The 15,627-nt window shown below is 65.3% G+C and carries 16 protein-coding genes; 9 read left to right on the forward strand and 7 right to left on the reverse strand.

Translation table 11 applies throughout. The features are described from left to right. Positions 1 to 30: 30 nt before the first annotated feature. The 4 genes from MJ601_RS18130 to MJ601_RS18145 form a co-directional block, all read right to left on the reverse strand. Positions 31 to 1,068, reverse strand: coding sequence for a LacI family DNA-binding transcriptional regulator (locus MJ601_RS18130; protein ID WP_242129016.1), 1,038 nt, complete (start codon positions 1,066 to 1,068; stop codon positions 31 to 33). A 65-nt stretch (positions 1,069 to 1,133) separates the two neighbouring features. Next, complete coding sequence (locus MJ601_RS18135; RefSeq protein ID WP_242129018.1) at positions 1,134 to 2,639, reverse strand: carboxylesterase/lipase family protein; 1,506 nt, start codon at positions 2,637 to 2,639, stop codon at positions 1,134 to 1,136. 4 nt (positions 2,640 to 2,643) lie between these two features. Next, positions 2,644 to 4,857, reverse strand: coding sequence for a beta-glucosidase family protein (locus MJ601_RS18140; RefSeq protein ID WP_491572930.1), 2,214 nt, complete (start codon positions 4,855 to 4,857; stop codon positions 2,644 to 2,646). Positions 4,858 to 4,924: 67 nt separating this feature from the next. Next, positions 4,925 to 7,138: a TonB-dependent receptor gene (locus MJ601_RS18145; RefSeq protein WP_242129020.1), complete on the reverse strand. Its 2,214-nt coding sequence runs from the start codon at positions 7,136 to 7,138 to the stop codon at positions 4,925 to 4,927. 412 nt (positions 7,139 to 7,550) lie between these two features. On the opposite strand from MJ601_RS18145, the gene MJ601_RS18150 reads away from it, so the two are divergent. The 3 genes from MJ601_RS18150 to MJ601_RS18160 are packed head-to-tail and all read left to right on the forward strand — an operon-like array spanning position 7,551 to position 9,224. Beyond that, entirely contained in the window at positions 7,551 to 8,216 is a 666-nt protein-coding gene (locus MJ601_RS18150; protein WP_242129022.1) for a peptidylprolyl isomerase, read from the forward strand. 60 nt (positions 8,217 to 8,276) lie between these two features. Continuing rightward, positions 8,277 to 9,017 (forward strand): DUF72 domain-containing protein, encoded by a 741-nt coding sequence (locus MJ601_RS18155; RefSeq protein WP_242129023.1) that lies wholly within the window; start codon positions 8,277 to 8,279, stop codon positions 9,015 to 9,017. 9 nt (positions 9,018 to 9,026) lie between these two features. Next, positions 9,027 to 9,224 (forward strand): hypothetical protein, encoded by a 198-nt coding sequence (locus tag MJ601_RS18160; protein ID WP_242129025.1) that lies wholly within the window; start codon positions 9,027 to 9,029, stop codon positions 9,222 to 9,224. Between the two features lie 93 nt (positions 9,225 to 9,317). Here the strand turns inward: MJ601_RS18160 and MJ601_RS18165 are convergent, their stop codons facing one another. Next, on the reverse strand, positions 9,318 to 9,503 hold the full coding sequence (locus MJ601_RS18165) for a PspC domain-containing protein (RefSeq protein ID WP_242129027.1): 186 nt from the start codon (positions 9,501 to 9,503) through the stop codon (positions 9,318 to 9,320). Between the two features lie 327 nt (positions 9,504 to 9,830). Between MJ601_RS18165 and MJ601_RS18170 the strand changes: the two genes are divergently transcribed. Further along, on the forward strand, positions 9,831 to 10,217 hold the full coding sequence (locus MJ601_RS18170; RefSeq protein ID WP_242129030.1) for a gamma-glutamylcyclotransferase family protein: 387 nt from the start codon (positions 9,831 to 9,833) through the stop codon (positions 10,215 to 10,217). Positions 10,218 to 10,288: 71 nt separating this feature from the next. Further along, positions 10,289 to 11,194: a dienelactone hydrolase family protein gene (locus MJ601_RS18175; RefSeq protein WP_242129032.1), complete on the forward strand. Its 906-nt coding sequence runs from the start codon at positions 10,289 to 10,291 to the stop codon at positions 11,192 to 11,194. On the opposite strand, the gene MJ601_RS18180 is transcribed toward MJ601_RS18175, so the two are convergent. Then, complete coding sequence (locus tag MJ601_RS18180; protein ID WP_242129034.1) at positions 11,195 to 11,728, reverse strand: peroxiredoxin; 534 nt, start codon at positions 11,726 to 11,728, stop codon at positions 11,195 to 11,197. Between the two features lie 186 nt (positions 11,729 to 11,914). Here MJ601_RS18180 and MJ601_RS18185 point away from each other — a divergent pair, with 186 nt between their 5' ends. The 4 genes from MJ601_RS18185 to MJ601_RS18200 all read left to right on the forward strand — a co-directional run bounded on the left by MJ601_RS18185 (position 11,915) and on the right by MJ601_RS18200 (position 15,261). Continuing rightward, positions 11,915 to 12,457, forward strand: a complete 543-nt coding sequence (locus MJ601_RS18185; RefSeq protein WP_242129036.1) for a hypothetical protein — start codon at positions 11,915 to 11,917, stop codon at positions 12,455 to 12,457. Between the two features lie 329 nt (positions 12,458 to 12,786). Beyond that, the gene (gene recF / locus MJ601_RS18190; RefSeq protein ID WP_242129038.1) at positions 12,787 to 13,857 is read left to right on the forward strand and encodes a DNA replication/repair protein RecF; all 1,071 of its coding nucleotides are present in this window, start codon (positions 12,787 to 12,789) and stop codon (positions 13,855 to 13,857) included. A gap of 110 nt (positions 13,858 to 13,967) precedes the next feature. Further along, positions 13,968 to 14,498 (forward strand): CHAP domain-containing protein, encoded by a 531-nt coding sequence (locus MJ601_RS18195; protein WP_242129039.1) that lies wholly within the window; start codon positions 13,968 to 13,970, stop codon positions 14,496 to 14,498. Positions 14,499 to 14,571: 73 nt separating this feature from the next. Continuing rightward, positions 14,572 to 15,261 carry a CHAP domain-containing protein gene (locus MJ601_RS18200; RefSeq protein WP_242129041.1) on the forward strand — a complete coding sequence of 230 codons (690 nt, stop codon included), beginning with the start codon at positions 14,572 to 14,574 and terminating at the stop codon, positions 15,259 to 15,261. An 82-nt stretch (positions 15,262 to 15,343) separates the two neighbouring features. Here MJ601_RS18200 and MJ601_RS18205 read toward each other — a convergent pair whose 3' ends face one another. Next, on the reverse strand, positions 15,344 to 15,619 hold the full coding sequence (locus MJ601_RS18205) for a DUF3297 family protein (RefSeq protein ID WP_242129043.1): 276 nt from the start codon (positions 15,617 to 15,619) through the stop codon (positions 15,344 to 15,346). Between the last annotated feature and the right edge of the window lie 8 nt (positions 15,620 to 15,627).

Genomic DNA, 15,627 nt, shown 5'->3' on the forward strand with positions numbered 1-15,627 from the left:
GGCTTTTGCGGGTTGGAACGCTCCGCGGCATCAGGCCGGATCGGACATGGCCCCGGGGTCGGTGCTGCCGCGGATCTTCAGTTCGACCCCGCACATCAGCGATGGGTCGCCAGCGCTCTGCGGCGTCACAAGCCGTTCGATCGCGCGTTCCGCCATTTCCACGATCGGTTGGTGCACGGTGGTGAGCGGCGGCCAGATCAGCCGCGCGCCCTCGCTGTCGTCGAACCCGGCCACGGCCAGATCGCCGGGAATGGAAAGGCCGATGTCGCGCGCATAGCCGATGAAACCGGCTGCCAGTTCGTCATTATAGCAGAAAATGGCGGTGGGCCGTTCCCCGGTGCCCAGCATCCGGATCGCGGCACCCCGCCCCCCCGTCACGACCGGATTCCAGCAATCGGGTTCGACCGACAGGATGTCGGAAGGCAGGCAGCCCAGCCTGTAGAGGCTTTCCATGAAGGAATGGGACCGCACGGCGCTGGCCAGATGCCCCGACGGGCCGGATACGATCCCGAAACGGCGATGTCCGAGCTGCCAGAGATGCTCCGCCAGCGCCGCCACGCCGCCCGCATCGTCGGCATAGACCGAGGGCGCCCGACCGGGCTGCGTTGCGGGAGACACGCGCACATAGCGATGTCCATCCTCGTCCAGCATGTCCAGCAAAGCCGCATCGTCGCAAAAGGGCGGGGCGAGAAGAAAGCCGTGATGGCCGATATTGGACATATGTTCGCGATAATAGTCCGTCACCGATTCCTGGAGGTCCAGTTCCTCCAGCACCAGATGATAGCCGTAGCGGCGGCAGGCGCGGGCGGCGCCCCGCACCAGTTCCGCATAATAGAAATTGGCGGTGTTGACGAGGAAGCAGCCCACCAGAAAGGATCGGTCCGCCGCCAGCGACCGCGCCGCCAGATTGGGACGGAATCCGGTGGCGGCAATGGCCGCCTCGACCCGCCGCCGGGTGGCCTGGCTGACATTGGGGTCGCGATTGACCACGCGCGACACGGTCTTGGCCGACATGCCGATGCTGGCTCCGATATCGGCGAGGGTGACGGGGCGGGTCGTCTTCTTCATGGCCAAGCTATGCCGTGAACCGGCGGTCGCGTGCAATCCCGTCCATGCGGATTTCGCCGCGCCGGTCAGGGCTTCTGCGCGAGGCGCTCCGCAAAATCCAGCCTTTCCGCCAGCGGATCTTCGTCATGCCGGGCGCCTGCATCGCCGATGATCTGAACCGTCCGGTCCTGCGCCGTCGCCTGGGGCCAGGATGGCACGCCGCCCGACCCGTCCGGCCGCCCGGTGCGGATGAAATTGACCCAATAGCGGTGCGCCAGCGTCGCGACCGCCTGTTCCTCCGGGATTTCCGGTGGATCCTGCCGGTGGCGCACGGTGTCGAAGACATAGGGGATTTCGCTTGCATGGGGCGCCCCGCCCATTTGCGCCGCGATGCCCGGCTGCGCATAGGCGAAGCGATAGAGCCAGACCGGCTGCCCGCCCGCCAGGCTGCGGGCGATGGCCCGCGCCGGTTCGATGAACATGCGGTCGGCCGAGGTCATGACCGCAAGGGCAAGGCCTGCCCGCCCGCCCGCCGGATCGTAGAGCGCCTTCGCCCGCTCCGCGTCCGGCCCGTAGGCGGCGAAGATACGCGCCTTGTCCGTCGTGATCGGAAAACCGTCGGCGGAATTGGCGCCGACCATGACCGGCACGCGCGCATAGAGTCCGGCGCGCGCACCGTCGATCGAACTGCCCATGATGGTCCGGCCATCGACCATGGGTCCGGAATAGCCAGGCTGGCTCGCCGTCGCCATGTTGAGGCCGCCGACGATGGTGTCGGCGGGCAGGGCGCGCAGGCCCGCCGCGTCCAGCCCCGGCGCGAATGTCTTTCCAGCCAGTGCCGCCTGCGCCAGGGTTGGCATGGGCAGCGTGCGGTCGCGCCCGCCGCCCGACTGGATCACCGCCTTCGCGAACAGCCCGCGCGCGAGCGGCGACTGGAGCAGCATATGCACCGACATGCCCCCCGCGCTTTCTCCGGCGATGGTGACATTGGCCGGATCGCCGCCGAAGGATGCGATATGGGCCTGCACCCATTTCAGCGCCGCAATCTGGTCGAGAAAGCCGAAATTGCCGCCATAGCCCTCATCCGCCAAGGCGGGGTGGGCGAAGAAGCCGAAGCGCCCCAGCCGATAGTTGATGCTGACGAACAGCACGCCGTCGCGCGCGAAATTCTCGCCCGAATAGACGGCGGGCGATGCGCCGCCATTGACGAAGCCGCCGCCGTGAATCCACAACATGACCGGCAGCCGCGCGCCCGCTTTCGTGACTTCGGGCCTCCAGATATTGAGGTAGAGGCAGTCTTCCGAAGGCCGCGTCGCCAGCGGTGCCGCATCGCCGGGGAAAGGCTGCTGCGCGCAGTCGGCGCCGAAACGGTCGCCGGGGCGCTCCCCCTGCCAGGACGGCGCGGGCTGGGGCGGGCGCCAGCGATTGGCGCCCACCGGCGCCGCCGCATAGGGAATGCCCTTGAAGCTGGTGACGGCGCCCTGCGTCACGCCGCGGACCGCGCCGCCGCCCTCGATCATGACCGTTTGCGCGGAGAGCGGCGGCGCCACGGTCAACCCAAGGCCAAGGGCAAGGCATGTCGCGATACGCATGGCGTCAATCCTTCCAGCTTTTGGCGGGCAACCTTATGCTGATCGGCTGTCCCAGCGTTTCGGCATCCTTGCCCAGCGCGAAGACATAGTCACCCCCCGGCATGGTCCAGCCATGCCCGTTCCAGTCCGCCAGCACGCGCGGGTCGATCGAGACCGATACCGTCTGGCGCGCGCCCGGTTCCAGGCTGACGCGGCTGAAGGCCGCCAGCCGCCGCTTGGGCGTGCCCGCGCGGCTGACCAGATAAAGCTGCGCCACCTCGTCGCCCGCACGGGTTCCACTGTTGCGGACGGTGAAGCGCGCCGACAGGCCCGACATTTTCAGCCCGCCGCTTTCGAAGCTGGTATAGCTCAGCCCATAGCCGAAGGGGAAAAGCGGCTTCTGGCCCTGCCGTGCGAACCAGCGATAGCCGACATCCGATCCCTCGACATCATAATCCGCCGTCAGCGCGCGGTTCTCCGGCCCGACCTCGCCGATGAAATTGGGTTCCACCCAGTCGCTGCCGTCCAGCTTCGGCCGGGGCAATTGCGCCTCGCTGGCGGGGAAGCTGATCGGCAGGCGGCCGGACGGATTGGTTTCGCCGAACAGCACGGACGCGATCGCCTGTCCGCCGCGCGCGCCGGGATACCAAGCCTCCACCACGGCGGCGACCTTGTCCAGCCAGGGCATTTTCACCGGACCTCCGGTTTCCAGCACGACGATGGTGCGCGGATTGGCGGCAGCGACCGCCGCGATCAGGGCGTCCTGCCCGTCGGGCAGCGACAGGTCGGGAACGTCCAGTCCTTCCGTGGTCCACTGGGTCGCGAAGATGATCGCGACTTCCGACTGGCGCGCTTTTTCCACGGCATCCGCGATGTAGCGGCCGTCGCGGAAGCTGATCTTCGCCTGCGTCGCCCTGGCGGCAATGGCGTCCAGCGGACTGGAGCGATGATATTGCTGGGCGAAGAAGCTGCTGAACGGCCCTTCCTTGGCGGATTGCGGCCGGGCCACGGCGGGGCCTTTTTCGCCATGAACCTGGCTGGACCCGGCGCCCGACAATACGCCGCCGTCGGCATAGCCGCCGATCACCGCGATGGAGCGGGCAGTGGCCGCCAGCGGCAGGACCTTGTCGGCATTCTTGAGCAGCACGATGCCCTGGCGCGCGACCTCCTCCGCCACCTGCGCGTTCGCGGCGAAGTCGATCTTCCCGCCGGGTACGGGCGGATTGCTGTCCAGCCTGACGGCGTGGATCGCGGTCAGGATGCGGCGGTTCATGTCGGCAAGGCGCGCCGCATAAGCGGGATCGGATACCGCCTTGCGGCCCAGCACGTCGCCGAAGAAGAGCGCCGTGTCGAGCTGTTCGCCCGACTGCTGGTCCAGGCCGTGGATCGCCGCCTCGACACCGGGCACGGCGCCCCAGTCGGACATGACGAACCCCTTATAGCCCCAGTCCTGCTTCAGCACCTTGTTCAACAGATAATCATTGTCGCAGGCATGATGGCCGTTCACCCGGTTGTAGGCGCACATCACCGATCCGGGCTGGCCCTGTTCGATCCCGATCTGGAAGGCGAGCAGGTCGCTCTCGCGCGCGGCGGCGTCGGAAATCCGGACATCGACATGCTTGCGGCCGGTTTCCTGGCCGTTGAGCGCGAAATGCTTGATCGTGGAAATGATGCCGTTGGACTGCACGCCCCGGATCGCCGCGCCGACAAGCACGCCCGATAGCAGCGGATCTTCGGAAAAATATTCGAAGGTCCGGCCGTTGCGCGGATCGCGCATCAGGTTGACGCCACCCGCCAGCAGCACGTTGAAGCCCTTGGCCCGCGCTTCCGACCCGATCATCGCGCCGCCGCGATAGACGAGGGCGGAATTCCAGCTTGCCGCCTGCGCCACGGCGGAGGGCAGGGCGGTCGCCCCGTCCTTGCGGACGCCGCCGACATAGGAAACGCCCAGGCTGGCATCGGTTTCCTTCAGCGCCGGAATGCCGAGGCGCGGGATGCCCGGCACATAGCCGGCGCCCGGTATCGCATCGGCCGGTATCGGCCCTGCGGCTCCCCCCAGAGCCAGCGGCATGATGCCGTGGGTCAGGATCGTCATTTCCTCCGGCTTCATCTGCTTCACCGTCGCATCGGCGCTGGCCTGCGCGGCGGCGAGGGAAACCGGGCCGCCTTCCTCCGCCCCGGCCGGGTGGGCCAGCAGGGCGGTCAGAAGGGCGGTGGAAAGGGACAGGGCTTTCATCATGAAACTCGCCGATGCGGGGCCGGACCGCGCCTTGCGCCGTCCGGCCGGTGGAGGGGAGAAGGGAGGGTCAGAAGCGGAAGCCCGTGCGCACGCCATAGGTGCGCGGGTCCGCGACCTGAACCGTCCCGAAGGCGCCGGTGCTGGCGGTGGTGACGACGATGCTGTTTTCCAGATTCTTGCCGAACGCCTGGACATACCAGCGGTCGCCGGGCGCGTTGTAGGTCAGCGTCACGTCCGTCTTGCTGTAGCCCGGCACCCGGAACTGGTTGAGCGTGCCCAGTGCCGCCAGCCTGAAGCTGTCGGACACGCGGGTCCGCGCCCCGGCCTGGATGTTGCCGCCATTGGCCAGATCGAAGGTCTGGGTATAGCCTGCCGAAAACACCCATTCCGGCGATCGGTCCAGCTTCTTGCCGGACCAGTCGATCGTGGCCGAGGGCTGATAGTCGGTATAGCGCGCGTTCAGCCAGGTGACGGAAGCGTCGAAACGGCTGTTCCTGACGGGTTCGATCACGCCTTCGGCCTCGACCCCGTCGACCTTGGCTTTCGCGGCATTGGTCGTCACCTGGAACGGCGCATTGTTGATCGTGACCGCCTGGCTCAGCTGAATGCCGTCATAGTCATAGTGGAAGGCCGACAGGTTCAGGCGAACCGCATTGTTCGCGAAGCGGGTCTTGAGGCCCACCTCATAGGATGTCAGCGTTTCCGGCTCATAATAGAGCGCGGCGGCGGGCAAGGTGCATCCGGCGCCGGTTCCCGCTTCGCAGCCATCGTTGAAGCCGCCAGCCTTGTAGCCGGTGGCAACGACGCCATAGAGCAGCGAACGGTCGTTGAGATCATAGTCGATGCCCGCGCGCCAGGTCGTCCTGGCGAAATTGCGGCGCGCGGCGTTGGGCGTCCGGGTATCGGTCGACGCGTCGCAGGCCAGCGTCCCGCAGCGCACGATGGCGCCGATGCGGGATTTCAGGTCATGCGAATAGCGTATGCCGCCCGTCAGGCGCAGCCTGTCAGTCAGGCTGTAGGTCGCCTGCCCGAAAAAGGCGTAGGATTCGGCGATGGTCGGATCCTGCGGGAAGCCGTAGACATAGCCGGTGGTCCCCGGCGTAGGCGACAACAGGCCGAGCAGGTAGAAGCCGATGGCCGATTTTTCCTTGAAATAATAGGCGCCCGCCTGCGCCTTCAGCGGGCCGTCGCCATTGGTGACGAGGCGCAGTTCATGGCTGGTCTGCCAGAAACTGCCCGCATAGGTGTTGGGAATGGCGATGGCCCCCGCCAGATAGCCGACGCCGTCCTCTACCCGGTGGAAGCTGCGATAGGAGCCCAGATAGTTGACCGTCACCGGGCCGAGATCATAGTCCAGATCGCCCTGAGCCCCCCATGTGCGGTTATCCCGCTGGAGCGGACCCGAAAAGGGGATGTTGAGCGTCATGCGGCTGTCGGTCGAACCATTGCCGATATAGAGCGGATCGACGCCGGGCGTATTGAAATTGGCGAAGAACTGCCCGGTCGGAAGGCTGTTGGTGGTGACGCCCTTGATCCACGAATAATCGCCCCGCAGGACGAGCTGCCCACGGCCGAGGTCGAACAGCGCCGACCCGCGCAGCGAGATGTTCTTGCGGAACGGATCGAGCGAGGTGGTGAACCGCGGACCGGTACGCAGGAAACTGTCCCGCTGCTCGTAATTGGCCGCAAAGCGCAGCGCGACCTTCTCGCCCACGGGCAGGTTGATGACGCCGGTCGCCTGGCGGCTGTCATAATTGCCGTAGGACAGGTCGACCGACCCCTCCGTGACGCCCAGCTTGGGCTTGTTGGTGAGGATGTTGACCAGACCGGCCGTGGTGTTGCGGCCGAACAGCGTTCCTTGCGGGCCGCGCAGCACCTCCACCCGTTCCACGTCGAAGAAGGAGACTTCCTGCACCTGCGGCCGGGCGATGTAGATGCCGTCGATCATGAAGGCGGCGGACGGATCGCCCTTTTCCGTGCCGTCCGAACTGGTCACGCCGCGAATGGTGATCTGCAGGCCGTTGGCCCGGTCGATCGACAGGTTGGGTACCTGGTCGCCCAGTTGCGTGGGATTGACGACACCGGCCTTGATGAGCGCTTCGCCGGTCACCGCGGTCAGCGCGACCGGGGTCTTGGATGCGAGCGACTGGGTGCGGTTCGCGGTGACGATGATGTCGCCATATCCCGCCTCCTGCGGCGCCTGGGCCTGCTCGTCTGCCGCCAGCGCTGGCATGGACATGATCATGGCCGAAGCCAGCAATGCTGCCTTGAAGATCTTCATTCAATCCCTCTCCCTTTTCTTGGCTCTTTTGGCCGCGACCCGGCCGTACGCATCTGCCTGGCGCGCACGAACCCAGCCTCCATGCAGGCATGAAGGAACGGACCCCCGCGTCGATTTCGATACTGTGATGATGATTTGCCGGACTGATCCGGCAGCGGGCGATCAGATGCGCCCGCCTTTCCTGTTCATCCTTTCCCCAATCACCTTGTGGTGCCTTGCAGCCTAGAGGTGCGGGAATATGTCAGCGCTGTCAAGTCAGCGCTGACATAAAAGTTTCGGGTCCGAATGTCTCTGATTCCGGCGCCCTTCTTGCCCGGAAAAAGAAGCCCATAAGCCCTGTCACCCGGTTGCGCCTTGTGCGCAGGCTCTCTAGCTTGGACCACCCCCTCTTTACGAAGCCTGCTCTCTGCCGATGCGCCCTGCTGCCCTGCTTTCTCTGGCCCCTCTGCTTGCCCTCGCTCCCGGTTCCGCCCTTGCGCAGCCTGCCAACCGCCCGACGCCCGGTCACACGCGGGTCGCGATCGAAACGTCGGTCGGCACGATCATTGTCGCCACGGATGACCGGCGGGCGCCACTGACTTCGGCCAATTTCCTGACCTATGTCGATGATGGGCGTTTCGACGGCGTGACCTTCTATCGGGCGGCGCGGCGGAAAAGCGATCCGAAACTGGGCCTGATCCAGGGCGGCATCGACACGGATGCGCGCCGCTCCCTGCCGCCGATCAGGCATGAGCCGACCAGCCGGACCGGCCTCAGGCATCTCGATGCGACGCTGTCCATGGCCCGCCCCGATCGCCCCAACTCGGCCATGGGCAATTTCTTCATCACCATCGGCCCGACGCCGAACATGGACGCGCGGGGCGATTATATCGGCTATGCCGCCTTCGGCCATGTGGTCGGGGGCATGGACGTGGTGAAGCGCATCCTGGCCGTGCCGACCTGTTGCGGCTCCGGGCCGATGCGCGGGCAGATGATCGTCAAGCCCATCGCCATCATCCGTGCCAAAAGGCTCGACGGCAAACCGCATCCCTCGCGCGGGGTGAAGCCATGGCTGTTGGGCCTCAACCGGAAAGGCTGAAGCGGCGCCGGTGGCTTTTTCCGTCTCCGCTCGTCAGGATGGAGGGAAAGGAGAGTCGCTATGAGCGGGAAGATCAGGGTCGGCATCGGCGGTTGGATTTTCGAACCGTGGCGCGGCACCTTCTATCCTGAGGGGCTGCGGCAGAAGGATGAACTGGCCTATGTCGGGAAGCATCTGACGGCGACGGAGATCAACGCCACCTATTACAGCACGCAAAAGCCCGCGATCTTCGCCGGCTGGGCCAGGGCCGTGCCGGACGGTTTCCAGTTCGCCGTCAAGGCGTCGCGTTTCTGCACCAATCGCCGCGTCCTGGCCGAATCGGCTGATTCCATCGCGAAATTCCTTCATCAGGGGCTGGTCGAGCTAGGCGATCGGCTGGGACCGATCCTCTGGCAGTTCATGCCGACCAAGAGATTCGATCCGCAGGATTTCGCGGCCTTCCTGCAATTGCTGCCCGCCAGCGTCGAGGGCGTGCCGCTGCGCCATGCGCTGGAAGTCAGGCATGAAAGCTTCGATGATCCCGCCTTCTTCGACATGGCGCGAGAGGCCGGAGCGGCGGTGGTCTATGCCGATCATCCCCAATATCCGGCGTTGCGGGGCCATGATGTGGGCTTTTCCTACGCCCGGCTGATGCGCACGCGGGAGGAGGAAGCTGCGGGTTACACCCCCGGGGAGATTGCCGACTGGGCCGCCATGGCGCGGCGGCAGGCGGCGCAGGGGGACGCCTATGTCTTTTTCATCAGCGGCGCGAAGGTGCGGGCGCCGGCGGCCGCACAGGCAATGATCGTGGCTTTGGGGTAACAGTGACTGTTGCATTTGCTGCAACTGCGAAATCGTCCTTTGCGATTGTTACAATTTGGTGTCGGGCGCATAGGCGCCATCGCCGAAAGGCTGACACAAAAAACAACTTGCAGGACGAACGATATGCGTAACATGATTCAGGGCGTTGCCCTTATGGCTGCGGTCGGCGCGCAGATGCTGACCTTCTATTCGGTTCTGTTTGCCTGATCGCAACATGACCTCATCTTCACCGTCCCTGACGGATAGAAAAAGAGTCACCCCGGACATGTCCAAGGGTGGCTTTTTTATTATGCGCGATCGTCACCCTTCGGCCAGCCATCCCGCCAGCAGATAGGCGACGACGCCGACGGGCCCCAATGCGCACAGGGTCAGCAGCACCGTGGCGATGCGGATCAGTGTGACATCCAGGCCGGTGCGGTTGGAAAGCCCGGCGCATACGCCCATGATCTTTCCATTGCGCCGGTCGAGGGTGAAGCTGTTGTTCATGGAACGGACCTTTTCGAATCGGGAGGCGGGGGGATCAGGCGATCGGCGTGACCGGGACGGCGGCGCTGATGAAGAGGCTGGCGACCAGCAGCGCACCGGTAAGGGCGAAGACGGCGTTCTGAAGCTTGGCGGACATGATAAACTCCCTGAAATGACAATGGCCGGACCATCCGGCCGTGATGCCGGAAGGATTGCAGGAGGCGTGCCAATTTTGATTTTACCCGCAAAAGCTGCCCCTTTGCCGAAGCGAAAGGCAATTTTCCCTGTGATAAATTCCAAGAGTTGGGTAAATTCACCGTTAGTCCGGACTATTTCCATGGGGGCTATGTGAGCCACGCCCTTCTTTTCGTCTATGGAACGCTCCGTCCCGGCTTTGACGGGCCGATGGCGGACTGGCTGAAAGGCGTGGCCAGCCCTGCCGGCGGCGCGGTCGCGCGGGGCAGGCTTTATCGGGCGGGTGCCTATCCGGTCTTCGTGCCCGGCGGATCGGGCAAGGTCAGGGGCGATCTTTTCGCGCTGCCGGATGCTGACGCGATCCTGACGGTCCTCGACAAGCATGAGGAATGCGCCGCCCATTTCTCGGAGCCGCATGAATATCGCCGGGAGCTGCTGACCGTGCAGGGCGATGCCGGGCCGGTCGAGGCCTGGACCTATATCTATAATTGGGAAGTCGGCACGCTTCCGCCGATCGAGGGTGGAGATTTCCTTGCCTGAGAATGGCTTGCGCTTGGCGGCGGCGGGTTTACGGCCTAAGCTCCGCAGCGCGGGCATGGAGGAGAGAGCGTATGACCGACAGGCAGGAGCAATCCGCACGTTTGCCCGAAGATCGCAACTGGATCGGTTCGACCGGGCTCGACCGTCGCAAGCTGCTGATGAGCGGTGCTTTCGCTGCCGGATTCGCGGCTGCCTGCCGACCGATATCCAGCAGCGCCGTCCAGACCTCCGGAGAGGGTTTGAAGGAGGAGATCGTCTCGATCAAGGCGAGCGACGGTTTCGCCATGCCCGCTTTCGTCGCCCGCCCCGCCGCCGCCGGGAGCGCGCCGATCATCTGCGTGGTGCATGAGATTTTCGGCGTGCACGAGTGGATTCGCGACATGTGCCGCCGCTTCGCCAGGGCGGGCTATTATGCCATCGCCCCCGACCTGTTCGCGCGCCATGGCGACGCGACCAAGGTCGCCGACTTCAAGCAGCTTGTCGGCACCATCGTCTCGAAGGCGCCGGATGCGCAGGTGCTCAAGGATATCGACTCGACCTATGGCTGGGCGGGCAGCCATGGCGGCGACGACAGGCGGCGCGGCATCACCGGCTTTTGCTGGGGCGGGCGGGTCGTGTGGCTCTATGCCGCGCACAGCAGGGAACTGGATGCGGGCGTCGCCTTTTACGGGCGGCTGATCAGCGACAAAACCGAACTGCAGCCGCTGAACGTGATCGAGCAGGTGAGCGCGCTCAAGGCTCCGGTGCTGGGCCAATATGGGGCGCTCGACAAGGGGATTCCCGTCGCGGACGTCGAAAAGATGAAGGCCGCGTTGAAGGTGGCGGGCAAATCGCCGCCGGATGCAATCACCGTCTATCCCGACGCCGACCATGGCTTCATGGCCGATTATCGCCCCAGCTATAACGAAGCCGCCGCCAAGGCCGCCTGGCAGGCGACGCTTGGCTGGTTCGGCACCTATGTGAAGAAGGCGAAATAGCTATTTCTGCTTCATCGCCTCCACGGCGGCGAGCGTGCTCTTCACATGGCCCGCATAGTTCATTTCGCTGTGCACGAAGGTGATGCGGCCATTGGGCGCGATCACATAGGAGGTGCGGTCGGTCATGCCCGGCCGCATCTTGAGCGCGACATCATAGCCCGACACGATGGCGGGGCCGGCCGAAGCCACCGCGAACTTGCCCGCGCATTCCTTTGTCGAGAAGGCGACCAGATCGTCCACCGGATCGGCCGACATGCCGATCACGGTCGCACCGGCCTTTTTGAAATCCTCGATATGCTCGGCAAATTCGCGCGCCTCGGCCGAGCAACCGGGGGTGAAGGCCTTGGGGAAGAAATAGAGGACGACCGGACCGCGCTTCAGCTGGTGCGACAAGGTCACGGTGAAGGTCTTGCCCGCCAGGGCGCCGCGCGTGGTGAAATCGGGGGCCTTGGCACCCACCGCCAGCGCCGCCATGGCGCCCTGCGACCCCAGAAGCGCCGCACCCAGCGCCAGAACCAGTTTTACGCTTTTCATATCGGCTTCCTTTTCCTTCGGCCGCTTCCCGGCCAGCGTCCGATGATCCCGCTGCACGCCTGTTGATGACTGCAACGTTCACCGCACGCAAGTCCTCCAGCCGCCGATATCCGGCCGAAAAAAGAAAATGCGCCCCAAGGGTCAGGACATGGCATATGCGGTTCATCGACAGGGAGTGTGGCACCCATGACCGACGGCAGCGCAACCGCAGGAACCCATTGGCGCAAAACCGGTTTCCTTCCCATGCGCGCGCTGATTTTCTTGCCGCCGCTGCTATTGCTGACGGCCTGCGACAGGAAGAGCGATGACCAGCCCGGCGTCGTTGCCAATATCGTCGATCAGGCGACCTCCAACGTGACGGAGGTGCCGCAGGGCAACGGCATCCAGACCGCCGAGCCTGCACCCGCCATTCCACGATCCGAAGCGCCGGTGGGCGTCACCATTCCCGCCAGCATCCAGGGGCGCTGGGCCGGTCTTGACGAAAGCTGCGCCGACCGCGCCGCCGAACTTGAACTGACGATCACGCCCACCAGCCTCGTCTTCCTGGAAAGCGAGGGCAAGGCGACCGGGGTTTCGCATGGTCCCGATGGCAGCATCCGCATCGAGGCCGCCTTTACCGGGGAGGGGCAGAGCTGGAAGAAGAGGCTGGAATTGCGCCCTTCCGCCAATGGCCGCGAGCTGGTCATGATGAACGACGGGACGGCGGTGACGCGGAAGCGGTGCAGCTAGAGCATTTTCGAAGCAGGTGGCATCACCTGCTGGCTCGGAAAATGCGGAAAACCAAAGACAAAAGGAGCATGATCCGATTCAGCTTGATCGGATCATGCTCTAGGGTTGTGTTGGAAATGCGGAAGATCGCATTTCGAGGCGGCACCGGCCCTCTCCCCCACCCGGCCACCCAACGGCAGTATTCTATGGGTGGCCGGGTGGGGGAGAGGGCCGGTGCCGTCACGCCCCTAAAGCCGCATATCCAAACAGGCTCTAACACGCCCTCGCCCATTTTCCCTTTGCGGAAAAACCGGTTCCCGTTTCCGCGTGCGATGCTCTAGAGCGGCCGGATGATCGGCCGTCTCACCTTAAGCGATTTCCGCAACCATGCGGATGCGCTGATCGTGCCCGATCATGCCTTCATCGTGCTGACCGGCGAAAATGGCGCGGGAAAGACGAACATCCTCGAGGCCATATCCATGCTCGCGCCCGGAAGGGGCCTGCGCGGCGCCGCGCTGCGCGACATGGTGCGGCAGGACGGCGCGGGCGGCTTCGGCATCGCCGCCGAAGTGGACGGCGTGATGCTGGGCACCGGCGTCCTTGCCGCCACGCCCGACCGGCGGCAGGTGCGGATCGCCGGGACATCCTCCTCCGCCAATGCGCTGGCGGACCATCTTTCGATCGTCTGGCTGACCCCAGCCATGGACCGGCTGTTCATGGACAGCCCCGGCGGGCGGCGGCGCTTTCTCGACCGGCTGACGCTGGCCCTGCATCCCGCCCATGCCGCGCACAGCGCCCGCTATGAGGCGGCGATGCGCGCCCGCAACCGGCTGCTGGGCGAGTTGCATTCCGCAGATCCGGGCTGGTTGAGCGCGCTCGAAACGCAGATGGAGGAACATGGCCGCGCCCTCGCGGCGGCCCGTGCCGATCTGGTCGCGCGTCTCGGCACCGCGTTGGAGGGGCAGCCCGATCAGCCCTTCGCGCGGCCGCTGCTGGCGATCGAGGGCGAGGAGGGGAATGACGAGCCGCTTGGTCCCCGTCTGGCGCGGGAACGCCGCCGCGACGCCGCCGCCGGGCGAACCCTGTCCGGTCCCCACCGCCAGGATCTGGCCGTCACCCACGCCGCCAAGGCACAAGCCGCCGCGCTCTGTTCGACCGGCGAACAGAAGGCGCTGCTGCTCGCGATCCTGCTGGCTCACGCCGCGCTGGTCGCGGCCCATCGCGGCCAGCCGCCGGTGCTGTTGCTCGACGAAGTGGCGGCCCATCTCGACCCGTCGCGACGGGCCGCCCTGTTCGAGCGGCTCAGGATAACCGGCGGCCAGGTCTGGATGACGGGAACGGAAGACAGTCTTTTCAATGCCTTGGGCGAATCGACCCGATTCACCGTAACCGCCGGCCACGTCTTTCGTTCCGCAGGTTGACCCGCCCAGCAAACGACTCGTCGCTCGTCGCTTTTCAACCCGTCCGGCGTCTGCCCTAAGCCTTCTCACGGGGTTAGTTCCTAGAAGAAGAAGTCGGGGGTCGCATCCATATGACCGGTGGTTTTCGCGCTTTTGTCGCAGCGGCAACGCTTGCGCTCGGCGCCCTGATCGCGACACCTGCCGCCGCTGGCGTGCTCCAGTGCGCGCCCTTCGCCCGCCAGATTTCCGGCATCGACCTGCATGGCAACGCCAACACCTGGTGGGGTCAGGCCGAGGGCCGGTACGACCGTGGCCATGAACCGCGCGTCGGCGCCGTTCTCGCCTTCGCCGCCAGCCGCTCCATGCCGGTCGGCCATGTCGCCATGGTCAGCAAGGTCATCAGCGAGCGCGAAGTGCTGCTGACCCATGCCAACTGGTCCTATCGCGGCGGCATCGAGCGCAATGTCCGCGCCATCGACGTCTCGCCGAACAATGACTGGACCGACGTGCGCGTCTGGTACGCTCCGATCGGCGATCTGGGCCTGCGCTCCAACGCCGCCAAGGGCTTTATCTACGCGCAGAAGTCGAACGACATGCCGGTGCAGATCGCCATGGCCGATCGCGCGACCGCCGGCAGCGACTCTGCCCAGGGTGCTTTCTGACATTTTAACCAGTTCCTAAGGGACGGCCGCCTATTCTCGCAGGCGGTGGGGCGATTCTGATTTTCGGGGTCGCATGAATTTTCGAACGATGCGCTGGGCGGTCATGCTGCTGTCCGGCCTGATCACGACGCCTGTGCTGGGCGCGACAATGCTGCAATGCGTGCCCTATGCGCGCATCGTGTCCGGCGTGCAGATTTACGGCGATGCGCTGACCTGGTGGGATCAGGCGGAAAATCATTACAGGCGCGGCCACACACCGCGCAGGGGCGCGGTTCTCGCCTTCCGGCCTGCAGGGCCGATGGTGCTCGGCCATGTCGCCGTGGTCAGCAAGGTGCTGGATGATCGCCGCGTGCTGATCCGTCATGCCAACTGGTCGGTGCCCGGCGCGATCGAGGAAGATGTGCTGGCGATCGACGTGTCCGATGCGGGGGACTGGAGCGAGGTGCGCGTCTGGCACAGCCCGACCAATCAGATGGGCGCGCGGATCAACCCGGCCTTCGGTTTCATCTATCCCGACAAACCCCAGCTTCGCGCCTTCCGGCCCGATCCGGCTCTGGGCGACAGCGTTCGCCTGGCCAGCGCCGATGTCCGGGCCGACGATCCGGACGAAGAACAGGCTGCTCCCCCGCGCAAGACCCGCGCGGCCAGCCAGCCGCGCCTGACCGTGGATATGCGCGCCATCCATTTTGCCGACGCGGCGCCTTCGGCCCGTTCGCTCGGGGACATCATCGCCGACGTGAAACGGGACTCGGCGCTGCGCTGAACGGCCTTTCTACGCCCAATAAAAAAAGGGCGCCGCCTCATCGCCGAGGCCGCGCCCTTTCTGTTTGGCGTGGGGCAGGGGCTTATTCGCCCTTGTCTGCCGCTTCCTCAGCACCTTCCGCCGGATTTTCGAACCAGGCCTCAACCGGGCCGGACAGCTTGATGGTCAGCGGCTGGCCGTGGCGGTCGCGGGTCTTGCCCGCAGCGACGCGGATCCAGCCTTCGGAAATGCTATATTCCTCGACATCGTTGCGGACGCGATCCTTGAACCTGATGCCGATGCCGCGCTGAAGCACGTCCATGTCGAAAAAGGGGCTTTTCGGGTTGGTGGAAAGCCGGTCGGGGGGCGTGTCGCTCATATGGGTCC

It is taken from the genome of Sphingobium trunci, assembly GCF_022664535.1.
GTDB lineage: Bacteria > Pseudomonadota > Alphaproteobacteria > Sphingomonadales > Sphingomonadaceae > Sphingobium.

Excerpts from the sequence above, each read along its gene's own strand:
- MJ601_RS18180 (WP_242129034.1), bottom strand. The coding sequence starts at position 11,728 with ATGAAAAGCGTAAAACTGGTTCTGGCGCTGGGTGCGGCGCTTCTGGGG.
- MJ601_RS18155 (WP_242129023.1), top strand. The coding sequence starts at position 8,277 with ATGAGCGGGAAGATCAGGGTCGGCATCGGCGGTTGGATTTTCGAACCG.
- MJ601_RS18175 (WP_242129032.1), top strand. The coding sequence starts at position 10,289 with ATGACCGACAGGCAGGAGCAATCCGCACGTTTGCCCGAAGATCGCAAC.
- recF (WP_242129038.1), top strand. The coding sequence starts at position 12,787 with ATGATCGGCCGTCTCACCTTAAGCGATTTCCGCAACCATGCGGATGCG.
- MJ601_RS18145 (WP_242129020.1), bottom strand. The coding sequence starts at position 7,138 with ATGAAGATCTTCAAGGCAGCATTGCTGGCTTCGGCCATGATCATGTCC.
- MJ601_RS18200 (WP_242129041.1), top strand. The coding sequence starts at position 14,572 with ATGAATTTTCGAACGATGCGCTGGGCGGTCATGCTGCTGTCCGGCCTG.
- MJ601_RS18205 (WP_242129043.1), bottom strand. The coding sequence starts at position 15,619 with ATGAGCGACACGCCCCCCGACCGGCTTTCCACCAACCCGAAAAGCCCC.
- MJ601_RS18195 (WP_242129039.1), top strand. The coding sequence starts at position 13,968 with ATGACCGGTGGTTTTCGCGCTTTTGTCGCAGCGGCAACGCTTGCGCTC.
- MJ601_RS18135 (WP_242129018.1), bottom strand. The coding sequence starts at position 2,639 with ATGCGTATCGCGACATGCCTTGCCCTTGGCCTTGGGTTGACCGTGGCG.
- MJ601_RS18165 (WP_242129027.1), bottom strand. The coding sequence starts at position 9,503 with ATGAACAACAGCTTCACCCTCGACCGGCGCAATGGAAAGATCATGGGC.
- MJ601_RS18185 (WP_242129036.1), top strand. The coding sequence starts at position 11,915 with ATGACCGACGGCAGCGCAACCGCAGGAACCCATTGGCGCAAAACCGGT.
- MJ601_RS18130 (WP_242129016.1), bottom strand. The coding sequence starts at position 1,068 with ATGAAGAAGACGACCCGCCCCGTCACCCTCGCCGATATCGGAGCCAGC.
- MJ601_RS18150 (WP_242129022.1), top strand. The coding sequence starts at position 7,551 with ATGCGCCCTGCTGCCCTGCTTTCTCTGGCCCCTCTGCTTGCCCTCGCT.
- MJ601_RS18140 (WP_491572930.1), bottom strand. The coding sequence starts at position 4,857 with ATGATGAAAGCCCTGTCCCTTTCCACCGCCCTTCTGACCGCCCTGCTG.